This window comes from Pseudoalteromonas sp. SG43-7, from assembly GCF_014164295.1.
Lineage (GTDB): Bacteria > Pseudomonadota > Gammaproteobacteria > Enterobacterales > Alteromonadaceae > Pseudoalteromonas > Pseudoalteromonas rhizosphaerae.
Genome location: NZ_JACJEY010000007.1, coordinates 50,881 through 75,766 on the forward strand (window position 1 = coordinate 50,881; position 24,886 = coordinate 75,766).

Below are 24,886 nucleotides of genomic sequence, written 5' to 3' on the forward strand. Positions count from 1 at the left end.
AATTTAAAGTTGTAGTTCAAACTGACAACGAACATTACTGCTCTCTACACTGTACGCAAGCGTTGTAGGCGAAATAAAACGCAGCGTTTGGCTCGTGTCTAAATTATCTGTCTCGTTTTCACAGCGAGTATGGCGTAGTGACATGGTAATGCTTTGCGTGGTGTATTTATACTTAGTAGTGACCAAACAAAAGTTAGCGACTTTATTCGTTTGTGTGCCATGGTGTAAGTTATTAAAAATAATTTCATCACCGAGCTTAAAGCCAAGATCAGGCTCATTTGCATCAAGCCATGCTAACTGTCCACCAGCACACATTTTAGCCTCACCTGATACCAATTGATAACTACCAACCTTAGTATTGAATAAATTAATAAACTGACTTTTATTACTTGGCAGCTCAGTTTTAGCACTGACAACTGTAGTTAAACAAACCGACACTAAACACAGTAATACTTTACGATAGCGCATTAAATACCTGACATTTATTGATTTATATACTCAGCATAGCATAGCTACGGTGATTAAAATAAAAACCAGCCAGTATACTGAGTCATGGTTGGTTTTTAATATTATGTTACTGCCAATATTTAGCAAATAGTTGCGGATATGCCAACTTTAAAAATTTAGGCTTATCTTTAAAGCGCTTACCTTTGGGTTGATCAAGGCCTGAAGGAGCAAAGGGTAATTCGTCTTCATTACGCTGTTCATATAATAAACCAGCGATCAAGTCATACTCATCTAAGTAAGGATAAGGCTGCTCGTTTAAATGATAAACAGGTGTGCAATCAGCCAAAGAATCAGCATTTTCAAGCGCAGCATTAAAAGCTGCTTCACCACGAGAAATTAACCAACAACGAAATTCTGAGAAACCGTATTCATCATTGCAACCGGCCATTACAAACGCAGCACCGAATAGCTCCCAAGTATAACTTTGGCGCATACAAATGCTAAATTGCTTATCAAATTCAATGAGCTGTGCATCGCTTAAATCTGTAAGTAAACCTTTTAAACGTTCACTGACTGATTCTGGCTCTGCGGTTCTATCTGCAACGGTAACTAATTGCCAGAATTCGCTTAAAGTAAGTGCACTCATGACAAAATCTCTTTCACTCGCCCTACTTGACCATCCTCTAAGCGCACTTTAATACCATGCGGATGATTGGGTGATTTAGTCAAAAGGCGCTCAACAACACCTTGCGTTAATGTGCCGCTACGCTGATCTTGTTTTAAAACGATATTAACTTCGGTGCCAGGGGTGATTTGTGAACGAGTAGGAACTGCCATAATGGATCTCTTTTACTATTTTTGTTGGATTATAGCTGTATGTCATCTTGATACCAAACTAAAGCACCGTAATCATCATTTTTTCAGGTTTAGTTGCACTGATAATAACCGCAAAATCATGCTGGTAAATTTATAGGTATCACTTAAGCCTAAGTTCATCTAAGCAGTTCAAGCGCCTGTTCAAATTTAACTGGTTTACTAAATAAATAACCTTGATAGCTATCAACTTCTAAACCTTTTAATAAAGCTAACTGATCGTTACGCTCCACACCTTCCGCTATCACTTTACAACCAATCATATGCGACATTTTAGTCACTGCTGAAACAATACTTTTATCTTTTGAGTGCTCACAAATATTATCAACATAAGATTTATCTATCTTTATATAATCAACAGAAAGTTCTTTTAAAACAGAAATCGAGGAAAACCCAGTGCCAAAGTCATCAATAGAAATACGTACGCCAATGCTTTTTAATTGTGTGATAACTTTAGATAAATAGACTAAATTTTTAATCATTATAGTTTCTGTAATTTCTAAATGTATGTTATTTGTGTTAACACAATACCGATTTAATAAATTCTTTAAAAATATAATAAAATCATGACTTTCAAGTTGCAGTACAGATACGTTGATTGATAGTGCAATCGTATTGTCGAGTTTGTTTAACTTACTCAAACTTGCAATCGCTTGCTCTAAAACAAACTCCCCTAAAAAGTTAATTTGGCCATAGCGTTCTGCTATGTCGATAAATTCTGAAGGGGGAATAAATTCATCATTTAAATGCCAACGTAACAGCACTTCGAAAGTAATTATTTTATTATCGATTATATCAACAATAGGCTGATAACAAAGATGAAAGCCTCCTTGTTCAACACTCTCTTTAATTGATCTACGTAACATCTCTTCTCTATTAAGAGCTTGCATCATACGTTCATCAAATATTGAAATTTCATTGCGATTTTTTTTACCTTCGTACATTGCAACATCAGCATATTTGATAGCTTGAGTAAGGTCAAAGTTTGTGCGAGTGTAAAACAAGCCCACTTTAAAGGAGGGTCTAATATTCAGGTTATCTTTAACGACAGGCTGGGTTAAATTATCAACAAGCTTTGTCGTGTTACTTATCAGCTCAGCTTTACTCGCGTGACACGAATAAAGAATAAATTCGTCCCCTCCCCACCTACAAGCAATCATTTCCCGTTTTTTTTCTATCGATAATAAACGTTTTCCAGTTTCAGCAAGAACAAAATCTCCAAACTCATGACCATATTTATCATTAAGTATTTTAAAGTCATCCATATCTAAAAATAGAACAGCTTTAATGTTATTGATATTTTGAGCTAAATCGAGATCGACATTAGAGAAAAAGCTCCCCCGGTTAAATAATTGAGTTAAATTATCACGTTGCTCTAAATTAATTATTTTCTCAGTACGAACTTGCACTTCTTTTTCTAGATTATGGATAAATAAATCGAGCTTAATTTCATTATTAATTGAGGTTTTTACATCTTTAGCTGCGCGTATTGCACTGACAAAACACAAAATAAACCACAATACAATTCCCAATATGCCTAAAACATTTTCATTATCGTCTGGTTGAAATAAAAGCAATATACTAAATGGGATAAGCAAAAAAGTAATATAGCTGAAGGCTGAGCGAATATCGGAGGACAGAACATTGACAGCTCCCCCTGCTAATGAGCTAAAAACAACCAGCGTGACAAATTTCTCTGACATCTGCATATCTTCAAAAAATAATATTGGGAACACAGCCCAAGTCAAACCAGTTAAAAATACACCAATAAAGTAACAATGGTACTTTATATTATTGTCATTACTTAAAAAAACATGATTTAAAATGCGCAGTGAAAATACGAAAATAAGAACACAAAACCAATACAACTTTCCTACAGAGTCACTTTGATTAATGCCACTAAAAATAACAAAAACAGCAACTATAAGATTTATAATAATAGCTGAATTGAAATAGGAACTAACGAAACTAAGTCGTTTAGCTATAAAATTTTTTGAATAAGTAGCCATTACACTAAATCACATACCCTGTCTAAACTGAGCATTCTACTTAAAATAACCAATCAATACAGTATTAATAAATCAATCGAGAGCGAAAAATACGCGCCGAGTTATTGCCTTTTTTGCAAATATTGACATGTCATTTCACATCATCGCTTAGCTCCTAAGTGAACTCTGTTAATGATCAAATAGTTACACAAATGAAAAGCCTGAATTTCAAGTGCGTCATCACTACTATCGGTTATTTCTTAACGCAAAGCAGTGTTTAAAAAACTTATTTTACCTTAAAAACGAAACTATGCTGAAAAATTAATTGCTTGTGGCTTGATGTTTATAAGCACAAGCTGCTGCTTAATTTGCGCTTCAATTAAAGGCAATTGTTGCTCATTGTTTGCCTCTAATAGTGCTAATTCATCAATAAAAAAACAACTTATATGCAAGCTATTACTTGGTTTTTTTAAATTGACTGTATGCGTTAAGTAACTAAAACCAGCGTGCTTGTCTTTTATATTTTCACAAGCGATGGTTAGAGTATTACGAAGTGCTTTATCTAACAATTTTTCTGTTTTAGTCATTTTTACTGGTGTGCTCTTGGCTTGAGTCGTTTTCTGGAACTATGTCTTGCTGCTTTTTAAATTTTTTGTAACCGTCTTCTTGGCGCTTTATACATTCATGATATTCTTTATCTGCCATGTAGCTGCATTCACCTAAACGGGCAGCTTGAATTTCGTGATAGCGTGCATCTGAACTACAGCCGGTTAAAAACAGTACCGCTGAGGCACTTACAACCCATTTTAGCCTATTGAAAAGCATTAAAAATTCCTTACATTTTAAGCTGGAAAAGTAATTCATCCATGACGATTTTGCTGTATATTGCAAACGTTTTATATCTATAACCGTTAAGGGCTAATTATGATGTTGTCGCAGTTACAAAAGCTGTTCCAGCGTATCGATAAAAGTAAAATATTTCAATCATTTGTTATCGCCGTTATTGTTGTATCAGCGCTCACCGTTGGTGCACACACCTATTCGTTACACCCCACTGTTGAATTTGCTTTACATTGGATGGACGTGGGCATCACGGTGTTTTTCTTAATAGAACTAATTATCCGCTATGTTGCAAGTAAAGGCTTAAAAGACTTTTTTAGCAAAGGCTGGAATATCTTTGACTTTATAATCGTCATTGGCAGTTTATATCCTGCTGCAGGTTCGACCATTTTTATAGCCCGTTTACTACGAATATTCCGCGTACTACGTTTAGTCTCTATGGTGCCAGAACTACGTTTGTTGGTTAATTCACTATTAAAAGCCATACCGCAAATGGGCTATATTGCGCTGTTAATGTTTGTTATTTTCTATATTTATGCCGCAACTGGCAGCATGTTATTTTCTGAGATAAATCCATTTCTGTGGGGAGATGTATCAATCTCAATGTTGACTCTGTTCAGAATAGCAACCTTTGAAGATTGGACCGACGTCATGTACGAAACTATGGCTGTCTATAAACTAAGTTGGATTTACTACCTTACTTTTATATTCTTAACTGCTTTCGTATTTTTAAACATGATGGTAGGCGCTATTCTAGAAGTTATGTCACAGGAGCATCGCAATGCCCGTGAAGAGCAAGCCGATGTAGATTCCTTGCCGGCAACCCAAGGACAAATCAATGAGCTGAAGGCACAAATAGCAGAACTAAAAACACTATTAAAGCCCAAAAACTAAGTATTGATAAACTAGCACCTAAGAATATAAAAGCTTAGGTGCTAGTGCAATTATAACTAAGTTCATCTGTAGTCAGCCGATAAACCAAGCATTTATTCCTAGTGTAAAATCTAAAACTAATAAATTATTGCTTTTAGCTATTTATCAATGGTCTAATAAAAATATGATAAATTTACACCAATTATAATGCATTACTTAAGTCGCTACTTTTTACTATCAGATCACGTTAATTCAAACGTTCTAGTACCTAACTGGCGTATCAGTGCACTACGCATTATTTTAACCGCTGGTGTAATTTTATGTTTCTCAGTATTTTGCCATACTTTAAACGCCGCAATTGAGTTCAACTTAATCCATGTAATTGTGCTTTGCGCGAGCTTTTTTGTCACAATGGCTATCTTACTTCTAGCTAGCCGTAAATGCTTTACTTTATGTGCCCATGCGCTGCTACTCAGTATTGTTGCTGCAACAATCTCAATTAATCTCTTTTTAACAGATATCAACCTTGCAAAAATAGGCTCTATGTATATGTATGCCTGTCCTATCATTGCGTTGATGCTATTAGGTGTGAGGACCGCGCTAGGTTATGCAATTTTAAATATCGTGCCTTTTTACTTTATAATAAACAACGTTGATATTTCATCTCTTACCTCCATAAATACGCAACTACCAAATTCAGACTGGTATATATCAGGGCTATTATTTTTATTCTTTAATATCTGTATTCCGCTCGCAGTTGCGCGAACCATTGTTGCTGCAAAACGCTTAAATCAAACCATGGCAGAATCAAATAGTCATCTAGCAGCAAAAAATGAGCTTTATAGAACATTTTTTACTGAATCAAGTATTGCAAAAATAATTATCGATAGTGAAAACACCGTTATAGATTTTAACAGTCAAGCGAAAATGTTATTTGATTTCAAAGCAACAGTTAAACTCGATAAATTATTACCTAATCTTGTGATTGCAGCTAACCCACAAAAGAACCAAGTATTTAAATATAAAAACACCTATAAAACTGTACATTACCAGCAAGTTACTGACTCTGATTATTGTGTGCTGCGCTTTGATGACTGCACTGAACAACATCAAATAAAACAAAACTTATTAGCAATGGAGCAAGAAAACAAACGTTTACGTTACAGCGATGGTCAAACACACCTTCCCAATAGAGAATGGTTTGAGCTTCAGTGTGAAAGATTTGTAGCAAAGTACCAAGGTGATTTCTATATTGTGATCACCCAGAGTGCAAATAATGAATATTTAAATCTCAAATACAGTAAAGCTGATGCAAAAGCACATTTAGTATCAGCTTATAAGCGCTTAAAAGACTCTAATGAAGACCTCGTTCTGTGCGCTCATGTAGGTAATAATAAATTAGCATTTATAATAACTACAAGCTCAGCTAACAAAATAGAGTATAAGCTTTTAAACGAAGTTAAACATGCGCTTGATGAACCTTATATAATGCGGGGCAGAAAATACCAACAGTCGTTTTTATTTGGTTTTTCTAACTTTCCAAGACAAGGAAAAAGCAGTGCTACTGTATTGAACAACGCAATAGAGGCATTAAAACTTGCTGATAATCATCGCCCTATTAATGGTTATGATGAGAAACGCTCACAAGCATTTTTAGAAAAACATGAAATATCAATGTTATTAGACGAAGCACTTCATAACGCCGAGTTAGAGTTACACTATCAACCTAAAGTAACACATGACGGCAAGTGCATTGGACTTGAAGCATTAGCACGCTGGAACAGTAAAACTCTTGGTGTTGTATCACCTGCGGTGTTTATTCCTATCGCAGAGGAATACCGGATGATCAGCCGACTCACAGATCTCATAATTCAAAAAGTCTGTACTCAAATTGCAACTTGGAGCAAAGATGAAATTCCACTAGTGCCTGTTGCAATAAATATATCATTGCTTGATTTTGGCCAAAGCGATTTCATGTCAAAATTAGTAAAATACTTAGCGGACTTTAATGTCAAACCAAGTCAAATTGAATTAGAACTGACCGAAACGTCATTAGAAGCAAACCAAGAATATTCCTTGGCGCTAATGCAAAACCTACAATCATGGGGATTCACAATTTCTGTTGATGACTTTGGTGTGGGCTATTCAAATATTGCGCGCTTAGCCGAATATCCTATAAATAAGCTAAAACTTGATCGCTCGCTAATAAGCCAAGTTACAAGCTCAACAAGGCAAAAGAGCTTAGTAAAAGCAATTCACGTCATGTGTGATGAGCTAGGTATAAAATGCGTATCTGAGGGAGTTGAAACACAACAGCAAGTTGAAATTATGGCAAATATGGGATGTAAAGAATTTCAAGGCTTTTATTTTTCAAAACCATTATCGGCCTACCACTATACCGAGCATATAAAACAACAAGGTTTGAATTTTAATCCGCAAAAAATACCAACAAGTTAATACCGGAAAAAAATAGAATCGGCTATTAAGCTGACTGGAGTATTCGCATTGAAGACTAATGAGCGGTATTGTCAGCTTGTATTTTATTCTTAGCCACTGTTATTACTACACTTTAAATTTTCCAACTAGATCAGTAAGAACGTGTGATAAGGTTTTTAATTTATCGCCATTATTACTGGTATTGGCAGCAATTTCACTAACATCATCAGCCGCATTTTTGATTTCTATAACATTGCGATTTATACCTTCAGCGACATGCTGCTGCTCTTCTGCAGCGGTTGCTATCTGCGTATTTAAGTCACTAATATTAACAATAGACGCTGTTATTTCCGTAAATTGCAGCTGTGCAGCATGGGATAGTTCAACCGTTTTATTAGTGCTGTCTAAACTGCGTTTCATTTCAGTAGTGACTTGGCCAGACATGCTACGTAATTTGTCTAATTGCGTAGCAATCTCTTCAGTGGATTCAGACGTACGTTTCGACAATGCACGTACTTCATCTGCAACGACAGCAAAACCACGACCATGATCCCCCGCTCTAGCAGCTTCTATTGCAGCATTTAAAGCAAGCAAATTAGTTTGCTCAGCAATGCCTCTTATAACGCCTAAAATTGACATGATATTTTCACTTTCAGTGTCAAGTTGCGATATATCATCCGTTGCTTTACTTATCACTTCGCTCAAAACAACCACGCTTTGAACGGTCTCTGTGATCACTGTTTGACCTATCTCTGATGCCTGTTGCGTTTGCATAGCCAGATCTGCCGCATTAGCACAACTTGAAGCTACTTCGTTGGCTGTCGCAGCCATTTGATTAATTGCAGTTGCCGCCATTTCCAGTGCTTGTTGTTGTTGGGAGGTAGAACGAGTTAATTGCGATGCTTGTGTAGAAGTTTGCTCTGATGTACCGCTTACATCTAATGCACACTCGTTGATTTGTCTTACTAAATCAGCAATCAAGTTTAAAAATAGGTTAAAACTATTGGCAAGCTTTGCCGTCTCATCTTTAGTTTTTATCGTGAGCCGTCGAGTTAGGTCACCACCGCCTTGCGCAATTTCAGCCAGGCCATCACTGACTTCAACTATAGGTGAAGAAATTACTTTTGAGATATAACTTGCGATTAAAATGAATACAATAATTAGCACCGCACTAATAATTAAAATTGTAACGGTCATGGTGTTTGCGGCGCTCATCACCTCTGACTTTTCAACTAAGCCAATAAATTTCCAGCCTAACTTAGCTGAAGTATAAATATTGGCAATAAAATCTTTGTCATTAATAACAATTTCGAACTGACCTTGGGTATTAGCCGCTAACTGCTTGTATTTCCCACCCGCAATATCAGTTAAACGTTTAAAACGAAAATCTTCATTTTTAACATCAACAAGTATGTTTCCCGTATCTTCGATCAGCATTAAGTAACCAGTTTCACCCAGCTTAATATTAGCAATAATTTCTGTCAGTCCTTGCAAAGAAACATCCATTCCCTGTACACCGATAATTTGTCCATTATCTTTTATTGCTTTTACAGTAGAGACTATAACCATGTCGTCAGCTGCCCAATAATAAGCACTAGTGCGAACCGTTTTACCACTTGCAGATTTACCTGTTAAATACCAAGGTCGAGATCGTGGGTCATAATTAGCATTAACTTCTCCCGCTGGCCACTGAATATAACCACCTTGTTCATTACCCATATAAATATAAGCAAGCCCTGGGTGAGTTTGGCCGAAGTGATCAAACTGTTGAAATGCGGCACGTTCAACACTGCTGCCTTGGAGATGTTTTAGCATCACCGAATTATTTGTATCTACATGAGTTTTGACATCTTGCTTGGCAGCTAAGACCATTTGATGGGAAGCTAGATAATCAACATTTTTTTCTATTTCGGCAAAAAATATAGCGATACCATTATCTATTTGCCGTGCTTCTCTTTCGCTCATTTGCGCAAAATTATCAATAGCTTGCTCTCTTGTTTGCGTGATAACAAGTGCTGCAATAATAAAAAGAGGTAAGGCGATGGCGGAGGCAAAAGATAGTTTTAATTTTTTTGATATATTCATATATAGGAGGCCAAATAGATACTCCCATAAAGATAGTAAGCTATTGAGTATCCAGCAAGAAACAATCTCACTAAATTAACTAAGCAGTGACAAAACTAAAGCGGTGCAAAAAGACAACAGTAAAAGGGCTGGCACATTGCCAGCCCTCCATATTAACTGTAATAAATGGCAGCCAATAAACTAATATTTATTATCAACAATAATGCGTAGCATACGACGTAGCGGCTCTGCAGCACCCCATAATAATTGATCGCCAACGGTAAAAGCACTAATGAATTTAGGTCCCATGGCTAATTTACGAATACGCCCTACAGGAATACTTAATGTACCAGTTACTTTAACTGGGGTTAAATCTGTAGCAGTGATATCACGCTCATTAGGGATAACTTTAACCCACTCATTGTGTGAGGCTAAAATCTGTTCTATTTTCTCGACGCTAATATCTTCACGTAGTTTAATCGTCATTGCTTGTGAGTGACAACGCATTGCACCAATGCGTACACATAAACCGTCAATAGGCACAGGCTGTTTAGATGAACCTAAAATTTTGTTCGCTTCAACTTGCGCTTTCCATTCTTCTTTAGATTGACCTGATGGCATTGGCACATCAATCCATGGGATAAGACTGCCTGCTAACGGCACACCAAATTGCTCTTGCGGTAAATCGCTTGAGGCAATCTGCTGCGTGACTAGTTTATCAATTTCTAAAATAGCGGCCTGTGGATCAGCGAGCTTGTCAGCCACACTTGCATGAATAGAGCCCATTTGCGCAATGAGCTCTTTCATATTGCGAGCACCGGCACCCGATGCAGCTTGATAAGTCATTGGGCTTACCCACTCAATCAAGTCTTGCTCAAATAAACCACCCAATGCTAATAACATGAGTGACACTGTGCAGTTACCACCCACATAGGTTTTTACGCCTTGCTCAAGACCTTGTTCAATCACATCTTTATTGACCGGATCAAGTACAATAATACTGTCATCGCTCATACGCAGTGCTGATGCCGCATCAATCCAATAGCCGTCCCAGCCTGCTTCACGTAATTGTGGATACACAGCTTTAGTGTAGTCACCACCTTGACAGGTGATAATAATATCCATTTTTGCCAGCGATTCAAAATCCATTGCATTAAGTAATGGTTTTGCAGGACCCGCTAAATCAGGGCCAAGCTGACCGGTTTGTGAGGTGGTAAAAAAAGTGGTGTCGATATGAGCAAAATCATTTTCTTGTTGCATACGCTCTAATAACACTGAGCCAACCATGCCCCGCCATCCGACCAATCCTACTTTTTTCATTGTTTGTTCCACTGTTTGAGTCATAAGAAATACCTAATACGTTAAAAATTAAAATTCATTGCGTGAGATTTAATTTTTAGAACGAACAATCTAGCACTGTGATCGAGGCAACACCAGTGTTACTCATAGAACATAAAATTTTTTCATCTTGAGTCAATAATCATATTTCTAATAGTTATGATTATTGTGCATCATTGTAAAAGACCGGTGTTTTTGACATCCAACTGATTCATCTGTTGCTATTTTTTTGCAATATGAAACTGACTATCTGTACATAAGTAAGTTAATAAGAATGCAATAAACAAGATTTATAATCATTTCGCACTTTGTAGTCAGATGTATTGTGTATTATTTTATTCATTAAAAGGAATCAAACAAATGAAAACATTATACTTTTCTAGCCTAATTGCAACTTTTCTATCTTTAGGAGTATCTGCAAATGTTAACGAAATCAATGTAGAATCGAATACTTCTTTTGCCAGTTCAACAACTAGTGTTGAACACACATCGGGCTCAACAAAAAGCTTATCTACATCAACCCTACCCTACCGTAATAGTTGATAGTAGTTATAGCAACTTCTTTGTCAGTTTTATATCGGGAAATCAATTCTGTAAAGAGCGAGGTCATAAGCGAGAAATCACTGGCAGCACAGTGTGGTGAGGATGAATATGAGTATGCGGAATATGACTGGTATGGTAGCGCATGGGTTTCAAAAAATACTGGTAGTAAAAATCAGTGTTATCCATTGTACGCTAGTATAAAGTGCGGTAGCGGTAACTAACGTAAACAAACAGCTCAGTAACAACTGAGCTCTTATTCCATGGCGCAAAAATTCCTCCAATTAATATCAACATAGTTCAACTCATCATTAATCACATATCATCATTAAAATAATAGCCTTATATCAATTTGCATTAAATGATCACTTCTTTAATAACACAGATATTACACAACCATTAGTTTTACAAATAGCAGATATTAAAAAGCCCTGCATTTGGCAGGGCTGAGATAATAAAGACTTATGTAATTTGCCTTTATTAGATGACTTTAAAACTCGTAGCTAAAGCTCACGCTTAATTCTCTAGGCGTTTCTTGAGAACGAATTAGCACATCATTTTGATTAACTTCAAAGTTTTGTCCCAACATATTTTTCACTTTAAGTGTTAATGTGGTATTAAACGTTGGGTAATAACTATAAACCATGTCTAACGAGTTTAAAGGTTGTTCGTAAGCGTCATCAAAGTTATTAACACCCGCAGCTAAAATACGATCACCAAATACATTGTAGATAACAGATGCTTGATGCATGCCATCATGTGAATCGTAATTCAGTTGCAAGTTGGCAACATACTTTGAATGGCCCGTCATACGTCGCTTTAGGTTCGTGAGATCGCCACGCTGTTCTTCTGCAATTTCAACTTCTGAATCACTGAGCGTTATATTTCCAGAAGTAAAAAAAGCGCCCCCTAATAAATCACTGTGCAACTCAGTTAACCATTCAGCTTCAATACCGTAAACATAGGCTGTTTCTGCATTGTCAAACTGCAGAGTAAAACGGCCGTCGCTTTCTGTTAATAGTGCTTCGATTGGTTTATCGATATCTTTATAGAATGCGCCAACTGAGTAATTATCGCCATTGTCCATATAAAACTCGATACGTGCATCAAAGTTATCTAGGTAACTAGATTCTAAGAATGGATTACCAAGCGTTCGATAACCTGTCAGCGGATCTTGGAATTGAACAGGGCTTAGCTCTCGCAAATCAGGGCGTACAACCGTGTTGCCATAACCAAAACGAACTTGATACGATTGCTGACTATATGTCATAGATAACGAAGTAAAATACTCATCTTCCATCACACTTGCTTGTTCTATCGCATCTGCACTTAATTTATCAGCCAATAAAGCAGGATCGAATGCTGAGCGAGAAAAAGCAAGCGCAACTTGGCGGAAGTCCTCGTAACGCACACCACCGCTTAAACGCCAATCTTGAGCAAACGTTACGTCAAAAGAGCCGTAATAAGCATCAATCATTTGCGCTGCTAAGTAATCATCAGCTGTTGGTTCTTGGAACAATAACTCGACATCCGTTGAATCAACAACAGCATCGTTAGCAAAAAAACTACCAATTGACAGTGCTTCTTCTTCACTTTGTGCTAGATCTAAAGACTGAGTTTGGTTAAAACGATAGTTAAAAAAGTCAGTGCGGTAATCACGTGTTTTTTCAACAAAATAACCACCACCCGCAATTTCTACTTCGGCGTTATCAAAGTAAAAAACTTTGTTTACATTAACGCCCCAGTTTTCTACATCGTCTTCAAGCTCTACAAATCGATACAAATAAGGATTACCACCTAAGCTACCATTGTAAAAAGTACGTTGATATTTGCCATCTAAGTACTCATCACGAACCGTTACTTTAAGCTCACCAGGTATACTTGTAGTCGCTGTTGAGTCAGTATACTGCCAATCTACACCAACACCTTCAAGAAAACCCCAATCTAAATTGTGCATTCCACGAAGCTGAAGTATTTCAAGTTCTCGTTCCTCAAAAGAGGTTAAGTGACTACGCTGCAACTGCCCAGCATCAATACTTAATGACTTTGAAGGTTCTTGGTAAAGCGCAACAGAGGCTTCATCTTCAGAATCTCGTAACATCATATAAGTTGCTGTTAAATCGTGACCTCCAATTTTATAACCTAAATTTAGAGAGCTATTTAACTTTATATTATGCTTGGTTGACACTTCTTTCTCTGTTGCAGAGTAACAAGTAAAGTCATCTTGTGAACATGAGGACTCAGATGCGTCAACAGAAGAAAGTACAGCGCTAAACTTCTCAGCATTAGACCATTCATTTTCATAGGCAACTGACGCTAAGAAACCAAACGAGCCGTCTAAGCCAAATAAGTTATCAAAACGGTCGCCATACACAGCTTTAATACCGGCATCAGGATTTAAACTTTCTTTTTCCAAGCCAAAATCTCTTGGCAATGCTTTTGCTAAACTTTTATTTAAGTCTATCGCGGCAGCTTGGCCAATATCAGCCCCCTGACGTCTTGACTCTACATCTCTGATATTTCTATACGAAATATCAGACAGGCCATTGATATAGGTATTTAACGCAGTCTTAACTGAACCAGGTAATGCGCGTGTACCATCATCTTTACCTAACCAATCATCACTGCCACCATTATATGTATAGCCTTCGTCGTTTGTATCTTTATAACTGGCACCAATTTCGACTTTAAATAAAGTATCATTTGGAATGCTCTTGGTTCTGATATTAACGTCACCACCACCAAAAGCCGCAGGCATATTTGGTGAATAGGCTTTTTGTACAGCCAAGGATTCAATAATACTTGATGGGAAGATATCAAGTGGAATTACATTTCGTGTTAGATCCGGGCTTGGAACTACCGCGCCATTTAAACGTACGCTAGAGTAACGCTCACCTAAGCCACGGACATAGATAAACTTATCGTTAACTAATGATAAGCCTGTAACACGGCGAAGTGCCGAAGCTGCATCACTATCACCCGTTCTAGATATTTGCTCTGAACCCATTATATCAGCGACAAACGCCTGATTTTTACGCTCATCAATTACGGCACTAGCACTGCCTTTAAGGCGCGTACCTGTTGCAACAACTTCTTCTATCGCGTCTTCATTTATTATTTCTTGTGCCTGATCAGCGAAAGAATGAAATGAAGAAAAAAGGGAGAGCAGAGATAAAGTTATTAGATTGGTTTTAAACTGCTTTTGATGTTTCATATTTATATCCTCTAAACCTAAAATTCCCTTAAAAAAGGCGCCGTAGCGCCTTATAATTAGAGCCGGTCTAGATTAATTACTAGCGCGTTGTAAAGATGCGGCAACAAAATCAGCCCACTCACTTGATTCACCGTCTTTAAGTGCACCAATATAGCCTGCGTTAGTAAAGAAAGAGTTAACTTCACTCATGTCTTTAGCTGTTGTAGCTACTGCAGTGCCTTGTGAATCAGTAATAGTTGCAGCTGTTGAAACACCATCAGCACCAAGTACATTTGCAAAATCAGCAAAACCAATTAACTGGTTATTCTCGCCACCAGTAAACCAAGAAGCAATATCAAAACTTGCTAATGCGCCAGTTAAAGGTGTATTTACGTCTTCAAAATTCTTACCACAAGCAAATATTGAGCTCATAAATGCGATATCGCCATTATTTGCATTCGCATGCACACCAGCATCCCCTGATTGGTCTTTTTCATTATATAAATCAAGACAACCAGCACCATCTACAGATGAAGAGTTTACAAATAGCATATTCGCTAATTGCGCTTTACCCCATTCTTTCATTTCCATACCAGCACCAGTACGACGCCCTTCAGCACCTTGGTCGCCAGTAGTTACAACCGTTGCATTAGCAATTGTTGGATTAGAAACAGTTGTTACTAAATCTTGTGCATCTGCTGATAATGGATCTACCTTAGCGCCATCTGTTTCAAAGCCATGGTTTCCATATTCATTTGAACGTACAAGAATAAATTGTCCATAGCCTTTCCAGCCTTCATCCCAATCAATACCATCATCACCTGTATCAGTAATAACAATATGTTTAAGGTTAACGCTACCACCAAAAAGCTCTATACCATCATCAAAACCATTATGAACATGCACGTAATCAATCGTTGTGCCTGAGCCTACAGCATTAAGGGTTAAACCATTAAGCTCATCGCCTTCAACACCAAAACCCGCATATTTTATAACTATATGCTTAAGGATACCGCTGCTATCTTGCGGATCATTACCACCATAATACGATACAATACCTTCAGCAGCGTGGTTACACATATCTTGCGCCGCAGCCGCAGCCGTACAACGAATAGAATGGCCTCGACCATTTACCTGAACGCCACCCCAATCACCAATTTGTGCGGTTGTTGCATCATCGCCATCAACTTCTTTGATGCTTGTGAAAATAATTGGCTTATCTACTTCACCAATTGCTTCAATATTTGCACCACGTGCAATACGAATAAAACTCTCAGGCTTAGTAAAAGCTATCGTCGCGCCAGCTTCAATAGACAATGTAGGACCATTGCCATCAATTGTAGCGCCTGTTGATGTGTCTACATCATCACCAATAAATAATGCACCTTCAAATACATGTGCGCCGCCATTGCTTAATGCAGGGATAACAAAAGAGCTGGTAATTTCTTTCGCATTACTTGCAAATGCTTGACTGTAAACACAGTTAACACCTTCTGCTTCACCTGTAAATGTAGCTCCATCTAATGTATATGTAGCGCAACTTAATGTATCACCACCATTATCACCACCTGGGTTAGTCACTGAGTTGTCTACACTATTATCTACACTGTTATCAACTGTTGTAGGTGTAACATTAATATCACCACCGCCACAGCCAGCGAGTGTAATTGCAGTAGCCACAAGGCTGACTTTAAATAAACCAGATAATTTCATTGTTCACTCCGTTAAAGTATTTAATTATTTTGTTAGCGCATTAAGTAAAACTCAAGTCACTTTAAAACACGAAAAACATGCTTTAAGGTCACTTGAGCTTTAGAACGAGGACTACAATACGGGAGGTGTATGACAATACAGTTACACTTTAATAAACATAAAGTGACAATATAATTTATTTAAATAACAATTTGTTAGGAATATTTAGAACGAAAAAAACCGCCCTGAGGCGGTTTTGGTGTTGCGATTATAAAACGAGTTTTTTAATAAAATCGTTGAAGTTAAAATGGCATTTTTTAACGCCATATTTACTTATAACAAAGCGGTGCGTAATGTTTCAGCATGCAATTTTTCACGCTTCACGTATTTGATCCATTGTTCAGCCAATCGCTGCGATTTTTTGTGCTTTTCTGCTTGCTCAAACGCTAAAATAGAGGCATCAAAATTTTGCATGCTGTACTGCGCCATGCCAAGCGCAACATAGGCGTTTGATTCAAAATCGAGTGAGCCTTTATCAAGCGCCGTTCGGGCTGCATCAGCGGCATCTTCAAATTGCTCTAAGTTAACAAGTACTTCAGCCATACGTTGATCGTACTTACCGTGATCCGAAAGCTCTGCCGCTTTAGCAAAGTAAGTAACTGATTTATTATCTTCTTTTGCTTGGACCATGGCTTCTGCGATGAATGCATAATTCTTCGCAGACTTTTCAGCAACGCCTGATTCAATCGCTTTACTCATCACATCAGCCGCTTTAAACGCTAAACCGTTGTATAAGTAAACTTGGGCAAGTTGACGTAAATCTGATTTTGACGTTAAAAAACCTTGCTGGTAAGCGGCTTCAAGTACGGCTAGTTGTTGTTTTTCTTTACCCGTTTCACCGTACATACCGCCAAGTTGCACCCAGTATTCAGGCTTGTTATAAAGCTTTACCATACGCTCAAGTACAGCAACTACATTGTCAGTTTGATTAAGTGAGTAATACATGGCGCGTTGCAGTACTAACCAGTTTTCTTTTGGCTGTTTGCCTTCACTATCACTTTGCGCGATAGCCAAGTTAATGTTATCAATACCATTTTGGTAATCTTTTAGCTGATAGTAAGCTTGCGACTTAAGCACATAGTAAGCATCCGTTTTAGGCTTAGTGTTGATTGCATCCCATTGCGCTAAAAAGTCTAACACTTTGTTGTAATCGCTATTCGCCATTGCAAGCTGCGCTAAACTAAAGCTGGTACTTAATCGTAAAGACTCAGGGATCTCTTCTTCAGCAACGACTTTTTCAAACGACGCGATCGCTTTCGGTAAATCATTCTCGTTGTAATAAATAAAACCATAAAAATTATACATCATGGCTTTTTCATACGAGTTCATACTGGATGAACGTTCATTAATATTATCAAGCGCAGCAAGGCCCGCTTTTGCATCACCATCATCAGCTAACTTTTGCGCACGAGCCAATTGGCTATATACTTTTTCACGCAGTGCCGGCACGCGCTTTGTTTTTACTTCCTCTGCATAGGCCGTTGCTAAATTAACACCTGGCAACATACTTACTACGCTTGGTAAAGCAACACTAGCACTTAGTGCTAACGAGCAAAATAATGCTGTTTTTAATAATTTCATAATCGCCTCGTTTCTCTATCCATTTATTCAGTGCTAACCATTTATTTGGAAAGAAATTTTATTCTGTACACCCGCAACTTCAACAGCTTCACCGTCTACTACGCGAGGTTTGTATTTAAATTTAAGTGCGGCATCCATGGCTGCTTGATCAAACAATGATTCAGGCTCAGCTTTTACTACCTTTGCATCACGAACAGTACCTTGCTTAGTCACTGTAAACTCAACAATCACATAGCCTTCAATGCCCCGTGACAATGCTCGACGTGGGTAAACAGGTGCAACTTTAACAATCGGTAAGTATTCACCGTCGCTTGAATCAAGTGCTAACCCGCCACTGAGACTCACGTCAGCATCCACACTGGCACCAAAGTCAAAATTAGACGCTGCTGCATTTGGATCACTATTTTGCATTTGCGGTGAATCCATTGGCGGCGGAGGCTCTTTCGGCGTTGGCGGCTTTTGTGGTTTACGTTCTTTCTTTTGTACCGTTTCTTCTTTTTTAAGCCTTACAAAATCAAGTACATTGCCTTTAGCTGGCTCAGTCATCGCCCCTTCACCACCGGTGATAAGCGCTTGCATGCCCAAAAACAACATAAAGGTCACAACACCGGCAACTAATAATGCTACTAAATAACGCATTATGGCTTCCTTAGGCTTCTTGTGCCGCGATAGACACATCAAATACACCTGCGGCGCGTGCTGCATCCATCACTTTAATAAGGGTATCTGTAGTGGCTTTTTTGTCAGCCTGAATAACCACACTACCTTGTGGATTTTCTGCTTTTAAACGCTCAATGTTTGCTTGCACAGCACGCACATCGATTTGACGTTTATTGATCCAAATTTCACCTTGATCTGAAATCGCAACTAGAATATTTGCACGCTCTTTCTTAACGGCTGTTGCCGCTTCTGGGCGATTTACATCGATACCTGACTCTTTAACAAAAGAGGCGGTTACAATGAAGAAAATAAGCATGATGAACACAACATCAAGCATCGGGGTCATGTTTATTTCTTCAGCTTCATCTTCTTGAAAAAGGCTTCCTAATGGGGCTCTCATTTTATTCTCCTGATTGTATGTGGCTTTCGCCACATACTAAAAATTGTTGTTTAATGGTCTAAAACCATGCTGTCTTCAAGTAGGGCTACTTCGCGCTTTGCTTTGCGTTGTAAGTACGTAGAAGCAAATACACCAGATAACGCACCAACCATGCCTGCCATTGTCGGGATAGTCGCTTTCGATACACCTGATGCCATTGAACGCGCACTGCCCGTTCCGGTAATCGCCATCACATCAAACACTTCTATCATACCTGTTACCGTACCGAGTAACCCCAGCAGCGGACACAAGGCAACCATCACATTGATCAGCGCTAAGTTGTTGTTTAACTTCATCCCAGCGCGTGAAATAGTTGCTTGGCGTATTTGCTCAGCGTTCCAGCTATTACGCTCATCGCGCCCTGTCCAACTACTTTTAATGGCATGTTTGTAACTACGAAAACCATTAAAAAAATAAATAAATCGCTCGAGTATCAATAACCACATCGCGAAGATTAACACTCCGATGACCAACAGAACTTGGCCACCAGTGTCGAGAAAATCACGGATAGCATTGATTGAGTCAATCAATAGCACCATGGGTTATGCTCCCTTTTCGCTACGCTCAGCGATAATACCTGCGCTTTGTTCTTGCAAAATAAGCAGCAAGTTTTTAGAGCGGGTATTCAATAAGGTGTATAAAAATACTGTTGGGATTGCCACAACTAAGCCAAGTACCGTAGTAACAAGCGCTTGTGAAATACCACCAGCCATTAATTTAGGGTCACCTGTACCAAACAAGGTGATTGCTTGGAAGGTATTGATCATACCGGTCACCGTACCAAGAAGACCTAACAATGGAGCAACGACCGAGATAATCTTAATGAGCGTTAAGTTGCGGGTGATTTTTGGCATTTCACGTAAAATCGCTTCACTTAATTTAAGCTCTAAGGTGTCGTATGCTACATCTGGGTATTGATCTTTGACTTTCATTACACGACCAAGTGGATTGTCATCACGTGGCACTGAGTCTTTAAGTTGACGACGGATTTTGCTGCCCATTAGCATCAATGAAACAAATCGTTCAATAGCGATAATTAAAGCAAGTAAGCCAACGCCTAAAATAACGTAACCTACTGCACCACCTTGATGTACTTGCTCTGAAGTATCAGGTGCTTGTACCAATAAACCAAGGATAGAGCCACCGGTTGGGTCAAGCGCAAATTGTACAGTGCCTGATTTAGCTTGTTGTAAATCATTCGCCGTTGAGGTGTAACGGCCAACAGGCTGACGGGTAAGCTCGCTTAACGTATTAGTGCTGGTGTTATAATCAAGGTACTTACCTTCTGAAATTAAGTTAAAAGCCCCCACTCGCATAACTTCTTGTTTAGCTTTGTTGCCGCCTTCTACAATTACATCTGTTGTAAAACGTGACACTTTGCCTTGCTCAGTCATTTCGCGTTGCAGTTCAAACCATACTTTTTCAATGTCTTCGATTGATGCAAGTTTAGAAGTCGAGCCCATTTTTTGAGCCAATTCATCCATAAAAGCACCACGGCCAGGTAGCTGTGCAGACACTACTGACGTTGCAAATTTATTACTTGAATCGCCAGCCACTTGTTGCAGCACACCAAAAAGTTCTTTCAATGAACCCATACGCTTAGATAATGTATCGGTTAGGTTAGCAAGTTTTACTTCATTTTCTTCGAACTGTGTTTCAAGACGCTCAGACTCAACCAGCATTTGATTACGTTTTGCTTGAGTGTTTTTAAGCATTTGCACTTGTTCATTTTGACGTGCAGCAAATTCTTGCTCGCGTTGTTTATTTTGTGCTGATTGCTGTGTTTTACCTTGCTCAAGTGTTTTTAATAACGAGTCTAAATCCATAGCTTCAGCAGCAACGCTGTTGCCCGCAAAACCAAGGGTGGCACCAAATAAAGCAATTTTGGTCATTTTTGTAAAAAGTTTCATTTTAACCTCTTAATCCGCAGCGTGTACTGGCAGTGTTAACATATCTGGGGCAAGTTGCTTACGTGCAATACGTAAACCTTTACTAATTTGGCTGATTGTTGAGTCATCCAGGGCAACAAACTGTTTGCTTGTTGTATCCCATGAGCCTGCTTTTTTACCATCGCGAGTAAGGTAAATAAGTTCTAAACGACCAATGCGTAAGAAATCGACTTCACGCTCTTGACCATCAACATCTAATAACGCGGTATAGGCTTCGATGGTACGGCCGTAATCAACTTCAACTTGGTACGCTTCTAAAACACGGCGGAATTTTTCACTTGAATTAATGTCAGCTCGGTTCATCATGTCTTTTAAAGACGCTAAACGCTTTTCACGTTCATCGGTTAGAAACGGCACATCAAGAGCAACAAATTGCTCAAGGCCTGTGATCATGCGTAGCATTAATGGGGTAATTTGACGTTCAATAATAGACACTTGATCCATAGATAAGTTAATGGCTTCCATTTCACTCATTTGGTTACTAAGCTGTTTGCTTAGTTGTGCGTTATAAACCGTTAAACCATCAATTTCTTTATTGAGGGTTTTAAACTGTTGTAAACGACCCTGCATAGAGTCTGCAATCTTGTCTATTTTTGTTTGTGATTGCACAGCTGATTGGTTAATTTCACTGCTTTTATCGATAACCTTATTTAAATCATTTGCTTGCACTGTTGCACTCATGGCTACAATACTAGCTAATATCAATGGTTTAACGCCTTTCATCGCATACACCTTTACTCGTTAAATTAGCGGATTTGCTAGTTGCTTAATATCAATGAACGAGATTCTATAGGTGAAAAATGACAGAGGTGTTGCACTAAAAAGTCCTTTTTATGACAACTGCCATAAATACAGCTTTTTACCTTAGATAAAGCAATAGTTTTTAATATTTAACAAGCGTGTACGCTTTAATGATGAGTGAAGTGAGATTAAATAAATTAATCGGCAAGTATACGATGAATGGTGCTGAGCACAGCATTTGCGTTGGTATAGTTTACGGCGATAGCAAAGTACTGCTGTTTATGACAAAGAACTAACGATGGAAAACCCTGCACAGGTAACTGCTGAACATACGCTAACTCTTGTTGAAACGCCTGTTCAAGTTGTTCACTTTGCAATATAGCTAAAAACTCATCAGCAGCAATACCTATTTGCTGTGCACAGCTAACGAGTGTATTAAGATCCGATGGGTTTTGTGCCGATAAATAATAACCCTGCTGAATTGCACCAAGCATAACCCGCTCTTTATTAAAATAACGTGCTGCAATCACCGCCCGACATGCAGGGTAAGTGCTGCGGCGTGGTTGACAGTTTTGCCAAAAATCAAAGTTAAATTTAGCACCGGTTTGCTGGCCAATACGCTGCCAAGTTTGTTGTAAAAACTGTTGCATACTTACTGGCATTGGCTGTTCGGAATCAGCAGCAAGGCCACCTACTTTATAAATAATATCAACTTCATTCGCTAAGGCGTCTTGGATTTTTTGCCAGCACTTTTGAAAACCCCAACACCAACTGCACATTGGGTCGTACACATATATAAGCTGACTATTATTCATTATTGGCCTGTTACTGTTCACTGGAAACAACGTTATTTAGCCCTTCATCCTTGGCTTACAGGTGATTCCGGCATCATTTATTTTATCTTTTTAGTTATCGCTGATTGCATTTAGACTTTAAAACGTAGCACCATTTTTTCAAGTTCATCAAATTGCAGTTTTAAACGAGTACACTCAGCTAAAGTGTTATTTAAGTTTAGCTGACCTTGTTGAGATAACTCACTAATTGTATGAATATCATTATCTAAAGAGTGTATTACCTGATTTTGTTCAGTGGTCGCATTTGCAACACTATGATTTACATCATCAATTGCTTTTATAGCTTTGGTTACTCCTGCCATTTGCTCACCGGCTGCTTGCGCTTGTTTTACAGTATTTTCGCTTTCAACTAAACTGGCTTTCATAACCGCAACGGCACTGCCTGAACCTTGCTGTAATTGGCTAACGGTATTTTCAATTTCTTGGGTTGATTGCTGAGTACGGTGAGCTAACTGGCGCACTTCATCTGCAACAACGGCAAACCCACGACCAGCCTCTCCGGCACGAGCGGCTTCAATTGCGGCATTAAGTGCAAGTAAATTCGTTTGCTCGCTGACTCCTTTAATAACTTCGAGTACTTGACCAATACTTGCAGAGTGTTCAGCAACACTACTAATAATTTGTTGTGCTTGTTCCATATTTTGCGATAACACACCAATGGCATTGATATTATCATTTAACGTACTTTGACTTTGTACTGACTGTGTATTCGCATCAGTAGCAAGGGTTGATGCATGACTTGCGCTGCTTGATATTTCAATCGCACTTGATGACAGCTGATTAATCGCTGTTGCAACGCTGTCTGTGCGTTTAGTTTGGTCACTGTACATCGTTAGCGTTGACTCTGTTTGCTCAACTAAGCTTTCCACTGAACGTTCCAGTTCAACCGTGGTCGTTTTTACTTGGTCAATTGAGGTATGAATTTTATCTATAAAGGCATTAAAATAACCTGACAGTTCACCAAATTCGTCATCGTTTTCAATCTCTAAACGACGAGTTAAATCCCCCTCACCTTGGGCTATATCTTTAATTGCATCGTTTAAACGCTGCATAGGCCGCATCAAATAACGCAATGAAAATTGCATCATTAATATCGTCGCGATAACTCCCAAACACATATATATCGCAGCCATATTTCTAAATGAAGCCACTGATGAATAAGCAATATCTTTGTTGATCACCACACCTAAATACCAATCTACATTTTCAATACCTTTGATATGTGTAAATGATACAAGATGATCAATACCAGCGATTTCTTGCTCCACAAACTCAGCTTTTAAAGCAAGGTTTTTACCAAACAGCTTCGCCATACTCTGATCGTTTAATTTGATATCTGGATGGCTTAGAATACGACCGTCACTGTCTAATAGAAAACCATAACCAAAACCTAAAAAATCAATTTCGTTGACTATTTGAGTGATGGTTTGCATATCGATATCGGCGCCGGCGACGCCACTAAAACGGCCATTATTTAAAATGGGCGCAACCGCTGAAATAGTTAGCTCATTGGTGGTTACGTCGATATAAGGAGTCGTAAACGCTGTGGTGGTTTTATTTTCTACCAGCTTATACCAAGGACGGATTGTGGCATCATAATCAGCAGGTAATACAACTGTTTGATCATTGAGTACAAAAGTACCATCAGGTTTGCCTATATAGGTGTTTTTAAACTTACCTGCCATTTCTGCGCTATTGAGTTGGCTAAGAGTTAATTCCTTAGTGTCATTTTGCTGATGCGTTTTCGCTACAGACTGAACGATTGCTAATTTATTATTGAGCCAATTAGCAATATTTTGTGAAACCGATTGAGAGCTTTCTTGTAATATTAGAGACAGTTGCTGCTGCGTTTGTGAGCGCATTGAAATAAAGTTATTGATGGTAAATAACCCCAGCACCAACACTAATACCACAGATGCTGCGATAGTTACCTTAGTGGTAAATTTTAGCGAGCTTTGCATGACACACCTATTTATTTTTTTTATCGTTGTTAGCTAACTACTTTTTAACAAAAATAACGCTATTTGTCTTATCTTATCGCCAACAGTTGCTATGTTATAGCCAAAAACAATAATAAAGCATGGTAAAAAAATTAGTTTAGCGCTTACTCCTATAACAAATTCATAAAGTAATTAATCGATAAGTAAAGACAGTCAATGTCGTAATTGCACCGAAAAAATAACAAACTCAAAATTGGAAGGTTCCAGTGATTTTTATAAACAATAGCTATTGAATACGTATTCAGTGCATATCCGTCGTTATTTTGTAATGAACTAAACTGCGAGGTTTTACTTTAGAGTGCGATTGATTCATTGAGA

The 24,886-nt window shown here is 38.3% G+C and carries 20 protein-coding genes; 2 read left to right on the forward strand and 18 right to left on the reverse strand.

Going from position 1 to position 24,886, the window contains the following annotated elements:
* Window positions 1–3 precede the first annotated feature (3 nt).
* From H5200_RS04590 to H5200_RS04615, 6 genes are all read right to left on the reverse strand, one after another.
* Window positions 4–468, reverse strand: coding sequence for a hypothetical protein (locus H5200_RS04590; RefSeq protein ID WP_145239144.1), 465 nt, complete (start codon window positions 466–468; stop codon window positions 4–6).
* A 106-nt stretch (window positions 469–574) separates the two neighbouring features.
* Window positions 575–1,093: a DUF4240 domain-containing protein gene (locus tag H5200_RS04595; protein WP_145239146.1), complete on the reverse strand. Its 519-nt coding sequence runs from the start codon at window positions 1,091–1,093 to the stop codon at window positions 575–577.
* Entirely contained in the window at window positions 1,090–1,284 is a 195-nt protein-coding gene (locus H5200_RS04600) for a YwbE family protein (RefSeq protein WP_145239148.1), read from the reverse strand. The genes H5200_RS04595 and H5200_RS04600 overlap by 4 nt, the downstream gene beginning before the upstream one ends.
* Window positions 1,285–1,439: 155 nt before the next feature.
* Complete coding sequence (locus tag H5200_RS04605; RefSeq protein WP_182739294.1) at window positions 1,440–3,329, reverse strand: bifunctional diguanylate cyclase/phosphodiesterase; 1,890 nt, start codon at window positions 3,327–3,329, stop codon at window positions 1,440–1,442.
* 287 nt (window positions 3,330–3,616) lie between these two features.
* Window positions 3,617–3,895: a hypothetical protein gene (locus H5200_RS04610; RefSeq protein ID WP_182739293.1), complete on the reverse strand. Its 279-nt coding sequence runs from the start codon at window positions 3,893–3,895 to the stop codon at window positions 3,617–3,619.
* Window positions 3,888–4,133: a hypothetical protein gene (locus H5200_RS04615; RefSeq protein ID WP_182717251.1), complete on the reverse strand. Its 246-nt coding sequence runs from the start codon at window positions 4,131–4,133 to the stop codon at window positions 3,888–3,890. The genes H5200_RS04610 and H5200_RS04615 overlap by 8 nt, the downstream gene beginning before the upstream one ends.
* A gap of 102 nt (window positions 4,134–4,235) precedes the next feature.
* Here H5200_RS04615 and H5200_RS04620 point away from each other — a divergent pair, with 102 nt between their 5' ends.
* On the forward strand, window positions 4,236–5,042 hold the full coding sequence (locus tag H5200_RS04620) for an ion transporter (RefSeq protein WP_182717347.1): 807 nt from the start codon (window positions 4,236–4,238) through the stop codon (window positions 5,040–5,042).
* A gap of 186 nt (window positions 5,043–5,228) precedes the next feature.
* A complete protein-coding gene (locus tag H5200_RS04625; protein WP_182761039.1) occupies window positions 5,229–7,478 on the forward strand; it encodes a bifunctional diguanylate cyclase/phosphodiesterase in 2,250 nt (749 codons plus the stop codon).
* A 105-nt stretch (window positions 7,479–7,583) separates the two neighbouring features.
* On the opposite strand, the gene H5200_RS04630 is transcribed toward H5200_RS04625, so the two are convergent.
* From H5200_RS04630 to H5200_RS04685, 12 genes are all read right to left on the reverse strand, one after another.
* Window positions 7,584–9,542 (reverse strand): methyl-accepting chemotaxis protein, encoded by a 1,959-nt coding sequence (locus H5200_RS04630; protein WP_182761040.1) that lies wholly within the window; start codon window positions 9,540–9,542, stop codon window positions 7,584–7,586.
* Window positions 9,543–9,722: 180 nt separating this feature from the next.
* Entirely contained in the window at window positions 9,723–10,865 is a 1,143-nt protein-coding gene (gene asd, locus H5200_RS04635) for an aspartate-semialdehyde dehydrogenase (protein ID WP_182761041.1), read from the reverse strand.
* 1,024 nt (window positions 10,866–11,889) lie between these two features.
* Entirely contained in the window at window positions 11,890–14,613 is a 2,724-nt protein-coding gene (locus H5200_RS04640; protein ID WP_182761042.1) for a TonB-dependent receptor plug domain-containing protein, read from the reverse strand.
* 72 nt (window positions 14,614–14,685) lie between these two features.
* Window positions 14,686–16,305 carry a hypothetical protein gene (locus H5200_RS04645; RefSeq protein ID WP_149980250.1) on the reverse strand — a complete coding sequence of 540 codons (1,620 nt, stop codon included), beginning with the start codon at window positions 16,303–16,305 and terminating at the stop codon, window positions 14,686–14,688.
* A gap of 312 nt (window positions 16,306–16,617) precedes the next feature.
* The gene (locus tag H5200_RS04650; protein WP_182761043.1) at window positions 16,618–17,925 is read right to left on the reverse strand and encodes a lipopolysaccharide assembly protein LapB; all 1,308 of its coding nucleotides are present in this window, start codon (window positions 17,923–17,925) and stop codon (window positions 16,618–16,620) included.
* 33 nt (window positions 17,926–17,958) lie between these two features.
* A complete protein-coding gene (locus H5200_RS04655) occupies window positions 17,959–18,564 on the reverse strand; it encodes an energy transducer TonB (RefSeq protein WP_149980248.1) in 606 nt (201 codons plus the stop codon).
* A 10-nt stretch (window positions 18,565–18,574) separates the two neighbouring features.
* Window positions 18,575–18,985, reverse strand: coding sequence for a biopolymer transporter ExbD (locus H5200_RS04660; protein WP_145235576.1), 411 nt, complete (start codon window positions 18,983–18,985; stop codon window positions 18,575–18,577).
* Between the two features lie 50 nt (window positions 18,986–19,035).
* Window positions 19,036–19,563, reverse strand: coding sequence for a MotA/TolQ/ExbB proton channel family protein (locus H5200_RS04665; protein ID WP_145235579.1), 528 nt, complete (start codon window positions 19,561–19,563; stop codon window positions 19,036–19,038).
* 3 nt (window positions 19,564–19,566) lie between these two features.
* Entirely contained in the window at window positions 19,567–20,934 is a 1,368-nt protein-coding gene (locus H5200_RS04670; protein WP_145235582.1) for a MotA/TolQ/ExbB proton channel family protein, read from the reverse strand.
* Window positions 20,935–20,943: 9 nt separating this feature from the next.
* The gene (locus tag H5200_RS04675; RefSeq protein WP_182717241.1) at window positions 20,944–21,696 is read right to left on the reverse strand and encodes a DUF3450 domain-containing protein; all 753 of its coding nucleotides are present in this window, start codon (window positions 21,694–21,696) and stop codon (window positions 20,944–20,946) included.
* A 215-nt stretch (window positions 21,697–21,911) separates the two neighbouring features.
* A complete protein-coding gene (locus tag H5200_RS04680; RefSeq protein WP_149980245.1) occupies window positions 21,912–22,529 on the reverse strand; it encodes a DsbA family protein in 618 nt (205 codons plus the stop codon).
* Between the two features lie 110 nt (window positions 22,530–22,639).
* Complete coding sequence (locus H5200_RS04685) at window positions 22,640–24,529, reverse strand: methyl-accepting chemotaxis protein (RefSeq protein ID WP_149980244.1); 1,890 nt, start codon at window positions 24,527–24,529, stop codon at window positions 22,640–22,642.
* Between the last annotated feature and the right edge of the window lie 357 nt (window positions 24,530–24,886).

Coding starts and splice junctions, on each gene's coding strand:
- H5200_RS04615 (WP_182717251.1), bottom strand. CDS start 4,133: ATGCTTTTCAATAGGCTAAAATGGGTTGTAAGTGCCTCAGCGGTACTG.
- H5200_RS04640 (WP_182761042.1), bottom strand. CDS start 14,613: ATGAAACATCAAAAGCAGTTTAAAACCAATCTAATAACTTTATCTCTG.
- H5200_RS04590 (WP_145239144.1), bottom strand. CDS start 468: ATGCGCTATCGTAAAGTATTACTGTGTTTAGTGTCGGTTTGTTTAACT.
- H5200_RS04600 (WP_145239148.1), bottom strand. CDS start 1,284: ATGGCAGTTCCTACTCGTTCACAAATCACCCCTGGCACCGAAGTTAAT.
- H5200_RS04605 (WP_182739294.1), bottom strand. CDS start 3,329: ATGGCTACTTATTCAAAAAATTTTATAGCTAAACGACTTAGTTTCGTT.
- H5200_RS04680 (WP_149980245.1), bottom strand. CDS start 22,529: ATGAATAATAGTCAGCTTATATATGTGTACGACCCAATGTGCAGTTGG.
- H5200_RS04660 (WP_145235576.1), bottom strand. CDS start 18,985: ATGAGAGCCCCATTAGGAAGCCTTTTTCAAGAAGATGAAGCTGAAGAA.
- H5200_RS04625 (WP_182761039.1), top strand. CDS start 5,229: ATGCATTACTTAAGTCGCTACTTTTTACTATCAGATCACGTTAATTCA.
- H5200_RS04665 (WP_145235579.1), bottom strand. CDS start 19,563: ATGGTGCTATTGATTGACTCAATCAATGCTATCCGTGATTTTCTCGAC.
- asd (WP_182761041.1), bottom strand. CDS start 10,865: ATGACTCAAACAGTGGAACAAACAATGAAAAAAGTAGGATTGGTCGGA.
- H5200_RS04650 (WP_182761043.1), bottom strand. CDS start 17,925: ATGAAATTATTAAAAACAGCATTATTTTGCTCGTTAGCACTAAGTGCT.
- H5200_RS04610 (WP_182739293.1), bottom strand. CDS start 3,895: ATGACTAAAACAGAAAAATTGTTAGATAAAGCACTTCGTAATACTCTA.
- H5200_RS04675 (WP_182717241.1), bottom strand. CDS start 21,696: ATGAAAGGCGTTAAACCATTGATATTAGCTAGTATTGTAGCCATGAGT.
- H5200_RS04645 (WP_149980250.1), bottom strand. CDS start 16,305: ATGAAATTATCTGGTTTATTTAAAGTCAGCCTTGTGGCTACTGCAATT.
- H5200_RS04655 (WP_149980248.1), bottom strand. CDS start 18,564: ATGCGTTATTTAGTAGCATTATTAGTTGCCGGTGTTGTGACCTTTATG.
- H5200_RS04620 (WP_182717347.1), top strand. CDS start 4,236: ATGTTGTCGCAGTTACAAAAGCTGTTCCAGCGTATCGATAAAAGTAAA.
- H5200_RS04670 (WP_145235582.1), bottom strand. CDS start 20,934: ATGAAACTTTTTACAAAAATGACCAAAATTGCTTTATTTGGTGCCACC.
- H5200_RS04685 (WP_149980244.1), bottom strand. CDS start 24,529: ATGCAAAGCTCGCTAAAATTTACCACTAAGGTAACTATCGCAGCATCT.
- H5200_RS04595 (WP_145239146.1), bottom strand. CDS start 1,093: ATGAGTGCACTTACTTTAAGCGAATTCTGGCAATTAGTTACCGTTGCA.
- H5200_RS04630 (WP_182761040.1), bottom strand. CDS start 9,542: ATGAATATATCAAAAAAATTAAAACTATCTTTTGCCTCCGCCATCGCC.